This window comes from Bradyrhizobium sp. ISRA430 (assembly GCF_029909975.1).
Taxonomy (GTDB): Bacteria; Pseudomonadota; Alphaproteobacteria; order Rhizobiales; family Xanthobacteraceae; genus Bradyrhizobium.
Map to the genome: position 1 here is coordinate 7,357,890 of NZ_CP094516.1, position 17,286 is coordinate 7,375,175.

The 17,286-nt window shown below is 61.1% G+C and carries 9 protein-coding genes; 8 read left to right on the forward strand and 1 reads right to left on the reverse strand.

What is annotated here, in order from left to right:
• Window positions 1-5 precede the first annotated feature (5 nt).
• The 8 genes from MTX21_RS34710 (at window position 6) to MTX21_RS34745 (ending at window position 14,179) form a co-directional block, all read left to right on the forward strand.
• Window positions 6-1,535, forward strand: coding sequence for a Wadjet anti-phage system protein JetA family protein (locus MTX21_RS34710; RefSeq protein ID WP_280968970.1), 1,530 nt, complete (start codon window positions 6-8; stop codon window positions 1,533-1,535).
• On the forward strand, window positions 1,525-2,163 hold the full coding sequence (locus MTX21_RS34715; protein ID WP_280968971.1) for a DUF4194 domain-containing protein: 639 nt from the start codon (window positions 1,525-1,527) through the stop codon (window positions 2,161-2,163). Before MTX21_RS34710 ends, MTX21_RS34715 begins: the two co-directional genes overlap by 11 nt.
• Window positions 2,160-5,594, forward strand: coding sequence for an SbcC/MukB-like Walker B domain-containing protein (locus MTX21_RS34720; RefSeq protein WP_280968972.1), 3,435 nt, complete (start codon window positions 2,160-2,162; stop codon window positions 5,592-5,594). The genes MTX21_RS34715 and MTX21_RS34720 overlap by 4 nt, the downstream gene beginning before the upstream one ends.
• Window positions 5,595-5,596: 2 nt before the next feature.
• The gene (locus MTX21_RS34725) at window positions 5,597-6,766 is read left to right on the forward strand and encodes a Wadjet anti-phage system protein JetD domain-containing protein (protein WP_280968973.1); all 1,170 of its coding nucleotides are present in this window, start codon (window positions 5,597-5,599) and stop codon (window positions 6,764-6,766) included.
• Window positions 6,767-8,285: 1,519 nt separating this feature from the next.
• Window positions 8,286-8,579 (forward strand): hypothetical protein, encoded by a 294-nt coding sequence (locus MTX21_RS34730; protein WP_280968974.1) that lies wholly within the window; start codon window positions 8,286-8,288, stop codon window positions 8,577-8,579.
• Window positions 8,580-9,238: 659 nt separating this feature from the next.
• Window positions 9,239-11,071, forward strand: coding sequence for a hypothetical protein (locus MTX21_RS34735; protein WP_280968975.1), 1,833 nt, complete (start codon window positions 9,239-9,241; stop codon window positions 11,069-11,071).
• A gap of 547 nt (window positions 11,072-11,618) precedes the next feature.
• A complete protein-coding gene (locus MTX21_RS34740; protein WP_280968976.1) occupies window positions 11,619-12,914 on the forward strand; it encodes a glycosyl hydrolase family 28 protein in 1,296 nt (431 codons plus the stop codon).
• Window positions 12,915-13,174: 260 nt separating this feature from the next.
• Window positions 13,175-14,179: a pectinesterase family protein gene (locus tag MTX21_RS34745; RefSeq protein WP_280968977.1), complete on the forward strand. Its 1,005-nt coding sequence runs from the start codon at window positions 13,175-13,177 to the stop codon at window positions 14,177-14,179.
• Window positions 14,180-14,989: 810 nt separating this feature from the next.
• Here the strand turns inward: MTX21_RS34745 and MTX21_RS34750 are convergent.
• Window positions 14,990-15,607, reverse strand: coding sequence for a J domain-containing protein (locus tag MTX21_RS34750; RefSeq protein ID WP_280968978.1), 618 nt, complete (start codon window positions 15,605-15,607; stop codon window positions 14,990-14,992).
• Between the last annotated feature and the right edge of the window lie 1,679 nt (window positions 15,608-17,286).

Genomic DNA, 17,286 nt, shown 5'->3' on the forward strand with positions numbered 1-17,286 from the left:
AGCGATTGTCCTTGTTCCGCCATTTGCATGACGACGCGTTTTTGGCCTTCTCGCGCGATCACAAGCACCTGTACGCGGCCTGTCTGCTCGACCTCCATGAACGCTTCTTTTCAGGCGCGCCGTCGTTTCCGACCCCTCAGCAGGTCGTCCATGCCATCTACGACGTCATGCGCGCCAACCCCGCCCTCTGGAATGAAGGCGATGATTTCGGCAGCCTGCCGGAAATGATCTCCGCGGGACGCCGCCGGATCCGGAAGGCCGACGTCGCGCTCGCTTCCGAGAAGGGCGACAAGGCGCTCGGTCTTGCCCGACAACTGTACGCCCGGCTGCTCGCCTGGGGATGGCTTGAAGAGGAGGAATACGGGCTTCGCGTTACCGTGGACATGGCTATGGGACCGCTGCTCGTGATCCAGCGGCTCGCGAGCCTCAACAAGGATCTGTCGCAGCGATTCGGCGGCTTGATCGTACAAATCCGCCTCAACCTGGAGGCCGTCGAAAAACTGAGGCCCGAGATCACCGACCGCAAGCAGCGCGAAGCCGCGCTCGCCGTCCGCGAGGCGCGCAATCAGGCCGACCAGTTCACCAAGAGCCTGCGGGCCATTCTGGCCGACCTAAAGCGCGTCCGACGGACCGTCATGGAGTCGAAAACAGTCGCTACCCGGCTGGAAGCCTTTTTCGAGGAGTTCGTCGACCAGCTCCTGCTGAAGGATTTCGAGTCCATCCTCACCGTCAACCATCCGTACCGCTTCCGCGACGCCATCGTCGATCTCGCGCGGAGGATCTCCTACACCCCGCAAACCATGCAGGTTCTCGCAGAGGAGTACACAGCTTCCAGCATGGCAGCCGACCTCGAGGATGGCCGAATGGCCGCGGCCGACGACCTGCTGGCCATCGAAAGCATCTTCGATCAGATCGGGGAGATGTTCGAACGGATCGAGGCCTTCCGCAGGCAGCTCGAAGCCCGGGTCCGCAACACCATTAAGTACGCCGAGCGGGGCGGGCAGGGACTCGTCGGCCGGGCCGGCGACCTGGTGCGGCGCCTGGATGCCCTACTGCGGGACGGCAGACACCACAAGGCGACTATCGAATGGAGCATCGAGCCGCTGCGGTCCCCCTGGTCGGAGCACCATCAGGCGCCGGCCAGGCAGCCGCGCCGTCCCGTCGAGGCAAGGGAGCTCGCCGAGCCGCCGTCGGACCCGCTGTACGAACTGCGGAAGAAGCTCCGTCTCGAGTACATCGCTCGCATCGCGCCCCGCCCCGAGGATGTCAGACGATTCCTGGAGGGCCAGGTGCCGCCATTCGCGACCAGGGAAGCCCGCTTCATGGAAATCGATACCGTGGACGACTTTCTCGCCTTCGATTGCGCCCGCCGATATGCGTTGACGGGCGAGGTTCCGGCGCAGGTCGCGGCCGGGTTCGATCTGGAGCCGCGCCCAGACACGCCGCCCCACGACAGCGAATGGCTTCGATGTGCGAACTTCGTGGTCAGGCGATCCGGCCCCCTCCGGAAAGCAGAGGCAGCCCATGCTCAGTGAGTTCGAAAACGTCGAGCGCTCCTTCGGCGCGGAAAAGGCAGCCGACCTCCGCAAAACGCTGCACTTCCTGCTACGGCGGCAGTTCGTGTTCGCGGGAGATCCCCGGACCGGGACAGTCTACAACACGATCATGGATGGCCGCTTCCGCGACGTGGTCGACGGCTTCTTCGACAGTTGCGGATACCGCGTCCATCGCGATCCGGAGGCGCAATGGGCCGGCATCGTCGCCATGGACGAGGACGTGCCGCTGCCCCGAATGAAGCTCGACGAAACCATCGTCATGCTGGTGCTGGCGGCATACTGGCAGCAGGAGGTGAACGTCGGAGCGGTCGAGGACCGGGCCGTCGTGGTCGCCACCTTGAACGACCTGTTCGACCGCTACCGCGAGATGGCGCAACACGGCGGCGGAGGCGCGATCTCGGCCGCCCGCTTCCGGGACATCCTGCGCGAGGCGACCCAGCGCAGTTTGGTCGAGATCGGCGACTACGACGATGAGCAGCAGGACTGCGAGATCAGGATCCGCCCGATGATCAAGCTGATCAGTGGCGGCGATGCCCTCCAACGGCTTGAGCGCTACGTCCGTAGCGAGGAGGCGCGGTTTCCGCAGCCCGCAGGAGACGAGGCATGATGGAGCTACGCCACCTCACGATGGTGAACTGGCACCTGTTCGACGTCGCCGACATCGACGTGACAGGACACGTCGGGGTGCTGGGCGAGAACCGGTCCGGCAAATCGACGATCCTCGACATGGCACAGGTCGTCCTCACCGGCGCCAGCCGGCGGTTCTTGCGCCTGAACGCGGTCGCCGGCGACAGCGGAAAATCGCGCAGCGGCTCGAAGCGCAGCGTCGTCGATTACTGCCTTGGGACGCTCGGCGAAGACCAGCGCCGGCGCGACGAGGCGCGCACCTACATCGCGCTAGGATTCGAAGACACGGAAGGCGATCGACCGCCGGTCACGATCGGCATGGCGCTTGAGGCGCGCAAGTCCGACAGCAGGGAGACCGTGCTGGCACTGTTCGTCGCCGTCGGGACCGTTCTGAGCTCCAAGGACTTCATCGAGCAGCGGGGAAAGTCGCAATTCCCGGCGCAGTGGGAGGACGTGCGCGCCCGGATCGTCGCTGCGGTCGGCGAAGGCAACTTCGTCAATCATCGCGACCGGGCGAGCGACTACGTCCGCGAGTACATGCGCCATCTTCTGCCGCACTCGCCCTATGGCGAGCAGAACGCCAGCGCCCTGCAGAAATCGATCGTCAACGCGATGACGCTCGACCACAATCAGACGGCGACGCAGTTCGTGCGGAACTACATCCTCGAGGACAGTCCGATCGGCATCAAGGAGCTGCGCGAGTCGATCCAGACCTACCGCAACATCAGCGAAACCATCCGAAAGATGCGCCTCAGGCTCGAAGCCCTGAGGGCGCTTCGGGTGGTTCTCGCCGCACTGGAAGAGGCGCTCGAGACCAAGTTCAGGGAGGAGTGGATCGCAAAACGCGCGACTTGGCTCGCGGCGCGCGCGACAAACCTGGACTTCAAGACCAAGCGGCGTACCGAGATGGCGCGCCGGGACGCCGCAGCAAAAGAACTCGACTTCATCGACGAGGACGTCAAGGTTATCGATAACGAGATCGAACGCCTCACGGCCGCAATCGCCGAGCACGATGCCAAGACCGGCAGAAAGTCCCTGCAGCAGACCGCCGATGTGGCCGGGCAGGCGGCGCACCGCGCCTCGGCGGACTTCAAGGCTCGCATGGAGAGCATCCGTCGCCTGGAGCCGCTACGCGCGATGTGCGCGGACGGTTTCAAGGACTTCGTTCCTGCGCTTGAGCGTCTTCTGACCGCCACCGCCGGGGCCGACATCGGGCGCGTCTCCGACGAGCTCTCCGCGGCCGAGAAGTCCTTCGCGGCAAGCGGCGCGAAATGGCTGCCGAAGATCGACGAAGCGCGTCAAACGATCATCGCGGAGCTTTCCGGGCTCCGAGGCCGGCGCGACGAGGTGATCGAACGGATCCGGCAGCACGCCGCCGGAGGCGCACGGGCCTATCTCGGCGACGACACTGAACTCCTCTGCCGCAGGCTGCGGCAGAGGGGAATGGTCCCGCGCGTGCTCTGCGACATCATCGAAGTCGCCGAACCCGAATGGGTGGGAGCCGCCGAGGCGCTCCTCGGCCGCGACCGGGAGGCCGTGTTCGTGGACAGAGCGGATATCAGCGCCGCCACGGCAATCTTCAAGGAAGGTCGCCGCGAGTTTCGCCATGCATCGCTCGTGAGCCTAAACAAGCTCGAGCAGTTCAGGGCCAAGCCGGAGCGCGGCACTTTCCCCTCGATCTTCCGGAGCCAGGATCCGGACGCGATGGCGTTCATCATGCGCCGCTACGGCACGGTTCGCCTCGCCGACACGCTCGACCAGTTCAACAGGCCCGGCCGGGCTATCATGAAGGACGGCCTCTATGACGACGGACTCGTCAGGACCCATCGCTGGATCGAAGCCTCGCAGCACAAGATTGGAAAGGCGGCCCAGGCGAACGCCCTGCGCTCCCTGCAGGATCAGGCCGAGGAACTGGATCGGCTCCAAACGGAAAAGAGCAAGGAGGCCCAGGCGGCAGAGCAGGCCTTTGCCGCGCTGAAGACCATCTGCGAGGGACGTGACGATCTGAAGGCTTGCGCCGCTGCCTTCGCGGCCGCGCAGACCGAGATCGCCGAAGCCCAGGCCAGACTCGAAGCACTCGACGGCGCGGGCGACGGCGGACTTCGCGACAAGAAACGAGCGCAGCAGAAGCTGAAGGAGAAGAGGCTCGATGAGCGAAAGATCCAGCAGAAGGCGTTCGGCGAGCATGACGGTGAGGTCAGATCGGCGGAGAGGAGGCTCGGAGAGGGCGAAAACGTGCCCGGCTCCGAGCTCAACCTGCGGGTCGCCCGGTCGATCTATCGCAAGACCTTCCCGCTCTACTCCGCGGCGAAGGGCAGGATCGTCTACCGCCAGCGCCTCGATGCCGCAGCCCAGAAGGGCTTCGCGGAGAAGCACCGCGCCATCGCGGACAGGGCGCTGAAGGATGCGGACGCCTCGGACGCCGAACGCCTCCGGATCGAGCGGCGGGTCCGCGAGCTCCTTTACGATTACTTCGACCAGTTCGGGATGAGCTCGCAAGTCGGCGCGGAGAGCGAGCCGCTGCGGGAGGTGAAGCCCTGGATGGAGCAGCTCATCGCGGATATCGAGTCCAACGAGCTGCGCCAGTACGAACGGCAGGCGCGGGAAGCGGCGGAAAAGGCCTCCACCCTGCTGCGCGGCGAGTTCATCAACGCGCTCACGGCCCGGATCGGCAAGATGGAGCGGGAGCTGCAATCGTTGAACCGCAGCCTCTACGCACATCCCTTCCATAACGAGCGCTATTCATTCCACCGCACCCAGGTCGTGGAATTCCAGCCGATCCTGAAGATCATCGAGATCGCCAAAACCTCTCCGGAGGCGCTCGATATGCTGTTCCGGGGCGACGTGCCCGACGACTTCCCGCACAAGGATACGATCCTTGCGCTCGAGGCATTGCTCGAGGATCCAGTCAAGGACTTCACCCAGTTCGAGGACTACCGCAACTTCTACACCTTCGAGATTCACATGGAGGATGTAGCTACGGGTCGATCAACCCGCTGGGAGCAGCGGCGCGGCACCGGATCCGGCGCCGAACAGCAGGTGCCCATCTACGTCGCCATCGGCGCTTCGCTGGCCGCCGTCTACGGCAGCGCGGAGCGTCGTGCCGGCAAGCCCGCCGGTTTCGCCCTGGCCATGTTCGACGAGGCCTTCTCCAAGATGGACGGCAAGAACCAGCGGCAGATGATGAGCTTTTACAAAAACCTCGGCCTCCAGTTCGTGATCGCGGCGCCGTTCGAGAAGCGGGTCGCCGTGCTCGAGCACATGGACACAATCGTGGAGGTGGACCGCATCGGCGAGCAGTCCAGGGCCACCGTGGTGGAACTGAAAGAGAAGGCCAAGCGCGAGCTGATGGCCATCGATCCGGACCTGATGTCCGAAGATGAGCTCGCCACCCGTCTGGCCGCCGAGTAGCCATGGCGCGACGTTTCACGGACGCGATCGGCCTGCTGAACGACCTGCTCGATCGCTTCGAGGCCGGGGCCGCAAGCCCAATCGCCCACCCCGACTATGCCGCTTTCTCGTCGGTAGTCGCGGCGGACGCTTTCCTGAAGCAGATCGGGAAAGCCGAAAGTGCCGGCTCGGTCTCCATTGGCTGGGGGCGCGGCGCGAAGCGGGACCAAGTGGCGCACGTGCGGTTGGCCTCGGCGGAGATCTTATACCGATATCTCGACCGCACCCCGGCGTCACGCATCGCGGAGGACGCCGCCACGCGGCTTGTAGCCGGAGTGGCGCTGCACGAGTCCCTGAAGAACAGCGGCTCTCAAATCGCAGAGGTGTGGGCGCGGGGTAAGACGTGGCACGGATTCGCTTCGTCCGATGTCGACACGCTGCGCCACGCATTCGTTCTCGCCCAGGCGATCCTCGATAACAAGCATCTGGACGTCGACTACAAAACTTTCTCGCGACGTACGGTGGGGCACAGCAAGATACTCGAGCGCATCGAGGGTGCCGTGGTCCGGCTTTTGAGCGGCATAATGGACTTTCCGCCTGGCGCCCGCCCCCGCGAGGCACTGCGAGCGATCGGACTGGAGCGCTTCGCGCCGCCGCTGCTGATCGCGGGCAAGATCGACCTCGACGGAGCCGATCTTTCCAGGATATCTCCGCATTATCTCGGAATCGCTCCCAAGGAAGCAGATCGCGTCCGCTTCCGGGAGCCGCCGGCCTACGTTCTGACGATCGAAAACTTCGCAAGCTTCAACCGGCACATCGCCGAGGCGGACCCCGGCCGATTAGGAACGACCATGTATGTCGGCGGGTACCCCTCGCTTGCCACCCAGCAGGCGCTGCGGACGATCGCAGGATTGGTATCCGAACAGACGCCGATCTTCCATTGGTCGGACATCGATCCGGACGGCACCTGGATCTTCCACACCATCGAGCGCGCCGTCGATCGACCGATCCGTCCCCACCTCATGAGCGTCGAAGTTGCCGAGCGCTTGGGACAAGTGCCGTTCAAAAAATCGGCACCCGCTCGATGTCCACCAGACTCCGGTATCGCGGCTCTGGCAGCGTACCTGGCGGAAGATGGAGCCAAGACGCTCGAGCAGGAAGAACTCGATCCAGTCCTGCCAGAGCTTCATTAGAAAATGCGCGCGGATCAACGCGGTATCGATGCGGATGAGCTTCCTCGGTCGACGATCTCCGTCGGCCTTTGTTGAACAACAGCTGCGTTCCGCAGAGCGAACGCCATGAGTAGGGCGGCTCCTTGCCGTGCTTCGACAATCCCATTGGCACCATGGCGACAACGCCCCGAAGTACCGCCTCCCCTCCAGAAGTGAAGAACGGGAATCTCTGTAACCGTGTGTTAGTCCGTTGGTTCGATTACGATAGCCCCAGTCGGTCAACGGTTTGTCGACAATCACCCAAACAAGACCACTATGTTGGTGCCGTCTCCAAACGCGCGGCGATGATCGCCTCGCCGATCGACACTTGATGTCGTCCTCCGTGGTGATGCCGACCTCGGCCCTAGCCCGGGTCCCAACCCGCTGTACCTGGCCATGTCGGGCAGCGCGGTAGCGCAGGAAGGGCAATTGTCAACTTGTCGCAAGATCAAGCGATTGGTCGATCGCGCTCGGCATTCAGGCATTCGTCTCGGAGGAGTAAACTTAAGTTCGTTGGAGCGAGATTCGGCGTCGCTCGACGTGCTTAGCGCGAAGGCGCGATCGATGGCTCAAGGCTCAGGCTGAAGCATCATTCGTGCTTGCGATGGGAGCTCTGTCCGCCAAAAGCTGCGAGCGCAGTACAGGGAGGGCCGCGTAGACGGCCTTGCCGATCGATAGGCCAATCCAGATACCAACTGCGCCGAGGTCAGTTTTCAGGCCGAGCACGTAACTGAGCGAAAGCCCAATCAGCTTTTTCTGCTGTCTTCCTCATGAACACGCTCCCCCGGATTGCGCTTCAGCTATCCTTTGCCCTCGCTGACACGATCTTATCGCTGCGGTCGTGTTCGCATCGTCGGCGCCATGGCCAGCGATAGCATGTTCTCACAGAACAACGGACCGCTCAAAAATGGTGAGAGCATTCTGGCCGACGTCCGCAAAATCTTCTCTCTATATTGACCGCTGCTATAGTGAGCGCTGCTATCACCGTCGTGGTTGCGGCTTTGGCTGTATCGTTCAAGACGTCGTTTGTTTCAAACCCGACAACAGCACCGCCTGCAACTACGTGCTGCGGGAAAACCGACATCGTTTCTTCGTAAAAGCGCTCAAGAGGCATTGGCATGCCGGTTGCTTGAATATGTGACGAAACCACTTGTGACCATGATGCTCGTTCGGCACCCAATCCAGGTGTTCAGATGAAAGTTGCCCGCCTGATCGACGGCAAAGGTCTCCTGATGCGCTTTCCAAACCGCGCGCCTGCGTCGCGAACTCTGCCATATTCGGATCGCGCTTCGGTTTGCCGGCCAGAATCCGCTTGTCTTGTAAAGGGCTCGCGACGAATGGCGGTCCTCAACAAGATGGTGCACACCAGGGTAAAGGCCTTATACCTCAGCAGCGCGATTGTTTGCGTCACTTTTGGCCGGTGGCTCAAGCGCGCGCATCTGCGAGATGCCGAGCCTGGGTTCGTGGAGCTAAGCGGCGGCCTTCAATCGGTCCTTTGTAGATGGTCAATGAGCTGATGCAGGACGATCTTGAGAAAATACTCAGGCAACAGGACGAGCTCAAGGTCAAGCTGCTTCGCGCCCAATCGATTGTCGCCGAATGTAAGGCAGGATTGGCGGATCTGGAGCGGAGGCTTGAGCGTCGAGCGGTCTCATCGCCGATCGATGAACGCCAGCGCAACTCTGCGGCAAACAATTCAATACTTAACGCACGACCGCCCAAATCGCGGAGCGTCAATGATCCTGTTCATCAGAATGCTGCTGTGGCGTTTTCGAGTCGATCATGGGACCGCTGAAAGCTGCCGCCGCGCACGTTAGCGGCGAAAGGTTTCGTCGCGGAGTTGGTGAAGATCTCGAGACGCATGGGGTTGAGAGCCCGGCGGGCGAACCGGACAACTGGGTGCGGCCCTGTCGATAGGCTCGGCTTTTTGGTTGACCGCGGTGCGTTGGCCAGGGGATGCGCGCAGAGTAGCACCACATATGAGACGTATCGCCGCGTCTTTGGCTAGAGCGTCTTGTTTCGGGGGCCGCTCACGTAGAGGTTCTGAAGGGAATGTCAAAGCTCTCCACCTTGAGCCAGCCGGTTCGGTCTTTTTGTCCGTCTTACGGCGTTTCAAATTACCGCAAGACGTGTCTGAAGGGCGAGGGGCGCTTCAATGACACGATGGTCGGCTATGGCAGTAGGGTAAGGCATGCGGGTCACCGGCGGAGCTGACCGCGGAAGCCGACCATGCCTCATCCGGCATCGCATGGAGGATGACGAGAACTGGCTGACTATGTCCGCAAACGATCACGATGCGATCAGGAGGGCAGGAACGGCAGTCACCTAAATTCGTGAGAACCAGGAAGAGGGTTCCCGGTGCGAATGCGATCCGGTGCCGGCCGTAGCCTCGTCAGCTTCTCGAAAGCTTCTCCGAATACGGACTAACCCAGTGATCCTGGACGGGAGGCTGGCATGGACTCGCACAATTTCGCCATATCCAATGCAGCACCTCCGCCATCGGTACAGCACGCCGTTCCAGACGATCAACCGAACCAGGCGGGAGAAGACGCCTTCGAGCAGCAATTAGATGCGGCGCGCGCGGCCGATTCCGCTGGCCTTGCCCGGCGCCCCGGCCGCAAACCGCCGCCGAATGTGTCGCGCGCGGATTTTAATTACATTCACGAGATGATGAGCGGCGTCAGTGCTCGCCGAAAACTGTCGCCGTTGACGGCCGAGAAGTATGCTCAAATGCTTTACAAGGTGGCGAATTACCTCGGCGAGCGCGGCCAGTCGCTCGAAGCCAGTGATGATAATACACTAAATCAGCTCTCTGACACCGTGTTCAAGGAGAATAAGCACGTAGGTATGGCTTTGCGGGCACTTCAAGAACAGCGCGGAGGTTCACCTGCAGTCAGGGTCAGGCGCGCGCGTGCCGCGACTTCGATGAGTACTGGCCGCACACGTGTTGCTCCAACTGAAGTTGATGCGCCGCTTATCGAAAGCGTCATAGACGAAGGTATCAAGAGCAAGCACTGGGCGCCGGCGACCGTCCAGCATCATGACACGATGCTTCGCAAGCTGTCGAACAGTCTCGGGATGCGGGGCGAGACGCTTGCTGGAACAAGCGATGATGCGCTGTACGACTATGTTAAGGAAGCCTTCCCGAAGAACTGGAAGAGAATGACGGGTTCGCTCTGGGCGCTGCGTGAGCATCGAGGGGGCTTGGACGGTTCGGAGCAAGGGTCTTCCGCATCAGACGGCCCTGACCAGGCCAAAAGCAGCGCCGCCGCCGGCTCGCCAAGGTCGGATCTCATCCCGGAGGCGCTTTGGCGGCTCCTCGATGATGATGATCGCGTCGAGCCGTCCGTCATGGCCGAGAATCCCGAACTTCTGAGGCAGGAACAGGAGCTTCGCGACCAAATTGAGGGCGGGTGGGATGATCAATCCATCCTTCTGCCGGCTTCCACCGATCGGGAAGAATTCACTTCGGATCCAGAGGATCTCATGGAGCGCCCGGCGAAACGCAGGCGAACACTGGACCGTCAATCAGTGCATTCGCCGGTCTCCGTCGATCCAGGGGAGCTCACCTTGGACGCCCGGCAGTTTGCTCCCGCGGAGCCTTCCCAGTTGCTAGCTAATGAGTCTGCGCAGTTGGATCCGGATCCACTCGCCGATGAGCTCGCGGATCCGGCAGATCCAGGCGCCTTTACTTTCGCGCCCCTGCCGCTTTCTCCGGGGGAGCTGTCGCGGTTGTTGGATATTGAACCCACGCCGTCTGGGCCGGATCAACTCGCGCAGGAGGTCGCATGCTCGCTAGGTGCAGAAGCTTCTGTTATCGCTCGAGCCCCCCTTTCTCCTGGGAAGCTTTGGCGACTGCTGGATGACGAATCCACACCACCGCTGCCAGATCAGCTATTCGACCGGCACTCAAGCTCAATAGATCAAAATGTATTCAGTTCCGATTCCCTGCCGCTTTCTCCAGGGGAGTTTGCTCGACTGATCGATGATCCATCGGGCGGAGTGGACCAGTTTGCCGGCCACTTGCCGCTTCAGGCCGATACCGCGGCACTCGATTTCGAGTACCTGCCATTCTCACCAGGCGAGCTCCGTGGACTGCTGGATGATGAGCCCGTGCCGTCCGGGCCGGATCAGCCGCTCGGCAATTTGCCTGTTTCGGCTGATCCAGATGCGTTTATATTCAACGAGGAGCAGATGCCGCCAGGAGAGCTTCGCCGATTGCTTGAAGATGAGCCGGCATCCTCAGCGGCGGATCAACCGCCACGCCGGTTTCCGAGCAACTATTAGAGAACACGAGCCATTGTCGCAGACGCCCTGAACTCGCTATCGCGACCGCTTAAACTTCCGGGAAAACCTGCAAGCATTTAGCTTGTATCGAACGTATCGCCTTGCGTTTCGGCGAACCGGCTTCGCCTGCATCACTTGCTGAGCGAGCGCCAGCTGGCGCGAATATCGGCCGCATTTTCGACTGTGGTTGGGAGTGCTGGATGTTTCGACCCCTTGCGATCTGGCAGCGGCCAAGTAGCCGGGGCTCAATCGAAGCGCAGCGGATCGCCTTCGACAATGTTTAGCGCCAGCGGCGATGAACAGTCCATGTCCCTAACCCCGCGAGCGCTCGATCTCAATGTTTGGATTTGGTCTATCGCACAACGCTTCGTCTTTTTCGTGCATAGGCAAGGTGCTACGGCGCGATCGCACAGTCGAGGCCTCTGCTGCGTCTTATAAATGTCATCTTGCGCGGGCCAGTGACGCGCGCGGCGGCTCGATCGAGCCAGCGCTCAATAGCAGACAAGGCACGCGGCAAGGATGCGTGTGACAAAGCACGAGCACGTCGATGACAAAGCGTTTTCGCAACTGGGCCCTATTGTCCATACTCGCCTCCATGGTTGTCTGCCCCGCCGCAAAAGCGCAAGACCGCCGGACTATCGCCGAACCTGTTGCACCTCATACGGTCTGCGATCGCCCTGTGCCTTCCGGCAAGAACGATACAGTTAGCCTACAGGACGCCATTGAACATTGCCCGGCTGGCGCTGCAGTTTATCTCGGGCGCGGCGAGTTTCACTCAGGTCCACTCGAGATGAAATCGGGCGTGACTTTATGGATCGGACGCGGTGCGGCGCTGATCGCCATCCCCGAACCAGCTGCTTACGACAAGGGCCGGGGACAATGTGGTCGCATCATGGGTAAGGGCGACGGTTGCCGGCCATTCATCAGCTTTTCCAAAACGCGTGGCGGCGGCATCTACGGCGAGGGCATCATCGATGGTCAGGGCGGCGCAATGATGGGCGGCGGGGCCGAAACCTGGTGGCAGCTGGCCCGCCGCGCGCAAGCTGAGGGCGGCAACCAGAACGCCCCGCGCTTGATCCAGATCGATCATGCGCAGGACATCACGTTCTCTGGTATCACCTTGCGCAATGCCCCCAATTTCCATGTCGCGATGAACCGGGTCGAAGGTGCCACTTTCTGGGGCCTCACTATCGATTCACCGGCGGATGCGCGCAATACCGACGGCATCGACCCCGGCGCGAGCCAGGATGTGACCATCACCCACAGCTTCATCCGCACGGGAGACGACAACGTTGCAATCAAGGCCGGCGACAATGGCTCAAGCAGCCATATCTCCATCCTTGATAATTATTTCGGCTGGGGGCACGGCATGTCTATCGGCAGCGAGGTGAATTCCGGAGTTAGCGACATACTGGTGCGTAATCTCACGCTGGACGGTACGACGTCGGGCCTGCGCATCAAGAGCGATGTCAGTCGAGGCGGTCTGGTCGAGCGCGTGACTTATGAGAACGTGTGCCTGAGGGGCAACCGGTGGCCGGTGGCGTTCGATGCAAAATATGATCCGCGCGCGCAAGGCACGAGAATTCCGGTCTATCGGCAGATCGTTCTGCGCCATGTGCGTGGCGACAATGGTGTGCTGCTGATGCGCGGCGTAGACGAGCGGCATACCCTCGACGTTGCACTCGAGGATGTCCGATTTGCCAATTCCGCGACTTGGCAACTCGAACACGCGAAGGTGACCGCAAGTCCCTCTGACGTGTCGCCGCCGCTGCCGGGACGAGCCACAGAACCGCTGCGCGGATCGGAGGCATGTGCCATAGCATTCCGCGAGGGCAATCGCTAAGTACGACACCCGGCGCCGAACCCGGCTGGTGAGTTCGGCATCGGCCGGCCTAAATCGCTGGTCTTGCAGAACCTCAGCCTCATGTCCGGTACTTCGTTGCGGGCCGCCGCCGGGTTTGCAGGACCGCAATTGCGAGAGTCACGTGGGGATTCTGGGCTGGCGAGGAAAATGTGTTTGACCATGCACGGCGGCTATCCCGCGGCGGTATCTCATATCGACTGCGTCGAGCGTGTCGCGAACTCAACGAAGAGTGAGATCACATGCGAATTTTCGTGCCTTCCGCTGCGCTTCTGGCCGGATGTTTCTGCATCCCGGCAGCGTACGCTGAGCCGCTATTCGTGTCGCATGCCGGAAATGCAGACTATCACTCCGTGCAGCAAGCCATCGACGCGTTGCCGGCGGAAGGCGGAAATGTCCGGATCGCGCCGGGCGTCTATCGCGAGAAGGTCAAAATCTCCAAATCCGGTATTCATATCGAAGGGACTGGCAGGAAGCCGGAGGATACGGTCATTGTGTATGGCGACGGCGCGATCAATGTAGGAGGAACCGCCCGTTCGGCGACGCTGGATGCCGCTGGCGATGACTTTCGACTCGAGAATCTGACCATCCAGAACGACTACGCCCTCAATCCGGCCAATCCCCCCTCGCAGGCGGTAGCGCTGTCCGTTACCGGAGACAGGGACGTCGTTACGCGCGTCCGCCTGCTCGGTGCCCAGGACACGCTATTTGCCGGCAAGGGACCAAACGGCAGAATGTCACGACAATACTTCTCGAACTGCTACATCGAAGGGCATGTCGATTTCATATTTGGCAACGCCAAGGCCTGGTTCCGGCAATGTGAGTTGCACGGCATCGCAAATCAAGCGGTCATCTATACTGCTCAGAGCAAGGCAGCGCCGGATGAGGACAGTGGCTATGTTTTTGATCATTGCAGGCTAACTGCCGACCCCGCTGCGGGCTATATCGCACTTGGCCGCCCTTGGCGCCCCTACGCCACAGTGGTCTTCCTGTCGGCGAAGATAGATGCCCCCGTGATCGGGGAAGGGTGGCGCGAATGGACGCCCGGCAAGACCGATACGTTGAGGACAAGCTATTATGCCGAATACAGATCCTTCGGCGCCGGGGCCAACCCCTCAGCCCGCGAGCCTCGCTCCCATCAACTGACAGATGGCGAAGCTGCGAGATGGTCGCTGAGCGTGTTCTTCGGAGGCGCGACAGATTGGCTGCCAAGAGAACCATATCGATGGAAGACAAAGCAACGGTGACGAGACGACGGCGATCGTCTGATGAACGACGGGGGAGTGCGGATATGACGACGGCGTGGGCTGCCACCGACAACGCGCTGGGCATCATATTTGTGGGTCATCGAAAGCCTCACCAGACGGTTACTCACGAACAGGGAAACGCGCAACTGCGTGCGATAGCCCAGTGCTTGATGAACGCGATGCACGGTGTGGAAGGCGATCAAGTTCACGATGCCTGCCTTGCCTCGCTGCGATCGGCAGAGCCCTTGAGATAGGTCGGTGGCGCGGGGCGCTACAGCTCCTGGCTATGTCAGAACTGGCCGTGAACGCCGCGATCCATCGGCTCTCGTGATCGATCGTTGATCCGGCGCCACCGAGCGAATAGGCCTGGATGGGTCGCTTCTGCGCCGAAACCCTTTCCATAGAGCCAACGAGTGTCCCCGGATAGGTTCGTAATTTCGTGTTGCTTCTCGAACAACGGAGGGATCGATCGTGCGCAACTCCTGTTGGAGCTTCGAAGGTGGAACCGGCGGTAGTAGCGATTCAGCCGTCAGGAGTGGAAGGAGCCGTTTGGCATTTCCACGAGCTCACCGCTGGGCCGATGCAGCCGCCACGTGCGCAGGATCTTGCCGCATCCCTTTTTCCGGGCCCTTCTTCCTGACCGCTGCGCGGAACGAAACGAACCGGTCATCATGTCGATTGTCCGCCATGGTCGCCCGAAAGCGTTAGCCAGGGAAATCAAACTGCCCGCATAGCCAGAGCAAAGCTCTGGATGGTTCCGTCCTCCACTTCCGATGCGCCGTGAGGCCTGCTGAGATGTTCGGGCTAGCTCTAGCGCACCACGGTCTTCAGGTACTGGTAGGCCTTGATGATCTCGACCAGGCGATCCTCCGTGGAGCGGTCGCCGCCATTGGCATCGGGATGGTGCTGCTTGACCAACGCCCTGTACTTCGCCTTGATATCGCCGAGCGTCGCATTGGCATTCAGGCCCATCACCTGCAACGCGTTGCCCTCGACATTGAAAATCTTGCGCGCCTCAGGCTTGGCCTTCGCGCGGTGGCGGGTACCGGCGCGTCCGTTCAGCTCGACGAGCGTGCAGAGGGCATACCAGTCGTCCTCGAAATTGGCAGTGCTGCCGGTCATTTTGTGTGCGCTGATGCTCTCGCCCATCTTCCACGTCGGACGATGGCCGGTCAGCGCGTCCCTCTGGTAGCGCGCAACCGCTTCCGCGTCCATTCCCGAGAAGAAATTGTAGGACTGATTGTATTTGCGAACATGCTCGATGCAAAAGTGCCAATAGTCGCGCGCATTGCCGCGGCCCTTGGGCGCGGGATGGGTAGCCTTGTTCTGGCAGCCAGGCCATTCGCATAGCGCAGTGGTCTGGCGCTCCTGCGCTTCCTGCTTATTGATGCGAATGGAGTCGAAGATTTTGGATGTGTCGATCAACATGACCTGGCTCCGTTGGCGGAGCGGCAGTTAACAGAGCCGCTTCTATGCTAGAGACTTGGTTTGGACGGCAAGTCGGGTCTGACTCGGCCTTTGCGTCCAGTCAGTCGCATGATGTAACAGGCACTTCCTAGCAATGGACATGCCAGGACGCGCGAGCTTGGTTCAGACCATCATCTCTTTGCGATTTCAGATCAGCTCAATCGCAATTTGCTGTCGGGTTCTGCACACGGACGTCTTGAACGGGACCGGTGCGAATACTCTCAAAGGTCCAGCGAAGGGCAATGCTCGGTAATGTGCGCAGCGAGGAACGCGAGCGGCGTCTTCTTAATTTTGTTTAGAAGCTCGGAAAGTCTTCCGTCTTCGTAGCGAAACAGAAAGCGCAATGTCGCGATCTGAAGGGAATTCGGCCCCGCTCGTTCACGGATCAATGCAAGTCACAGCGCCGGCCCGCCGCTGACGAAGCCCCCCTGCTCACCGGCCGACCCAGCAAAGTCTCGGACGTTTCGCTGTTGGAGCGGGTGGATGCTGGCGCTGGCACGACAGCCGTGTTGTAGGAGGTGCTTGGCAAGGCGCTGGTCCACGTCCCGGATGCAGCTCTAATGGTTATGTCGAGGCAATTCGTTTGCGGGGAGTCGGATCCTATGAAACACCAGTTTATCGCCAATTGCTTCAGAGCATCGTGTGCTGAAGCGTCACCTAGCGCGGCGATGTCGCCTTTAGACAACCGTTTTTCGAGCCCTGGCGCTTTTGGCAGTTTGGCGACGACGGGACATGCACCGTGAATCAGAAATTGGATCTCGATTATGCCCTCGTCGGGTACTGGAATGCATGACCCAAAAACAAGCGAGACGATCAGTCAGCGAATATCCGTCCTTAAGGATCGGGCAGAAGAGCATTTCGGACATCGTGCATGAGTACAACCCGCCTGTTGTGGGAGTTGCAGCCCTATGCGCATGCGGTGCGGCCGGCCCGCAGTGGCGGCGATGGCTTTCGGCAGCGCAACTCTATTTGCCCGAAAAGTTGCGGAGCCTGGACCTCACGCCTTTACGAAACAGCTCTACCAATCTAGGGAGCGACCGCGGTCAAGACGTGAAACGCAATCGGTGCGAGTTCGTCATTAAGTGGAAGCCCATGATCGGTTCAAACTCTCCTCCAGCCTGCGCACCTCCTCCGCGGCTCGACGGCGACAATCATCGTTGCCGCCGCTAGCCCTGCCCAACAGAAGGTCACATTGATCCCAGGGCGTCGCATTCGCCTGTCGCGCCGTCCGCCCGCATTCTATTTGCAGATCAGTATCTGCGGTGATCCGGCGGACCAGAGTAGGAACCCAATAGAGGATGGCGCAGCTCTCGGCCCTGTGGGGCGATTCCGGCCAGCAACCCGTCAAAACAACTGCTTTGCATCCGCGAGACCGGTGCGCAGCGATCCCCGGGACATTTCCGTCCGTTATGTACAAGTGCCCCATTGCCTACACGTCTGCTTGCACCGTCTCATCATTGGATGACGAAACGCCAAGCTTCCCGCAGTAAGAAGTCATATCGAGAGACATAGGGTTGGATGCCGCGCGGTATGCGGCGCGGGCACCGACCATGAGGGGCAGCCCGGCCGTCGGATCTCAGTCAACTCCTGCCTTCGTCGACTGCCTGTCGGAATAATTTTTTGCGGGGTCGTCGGTGGTT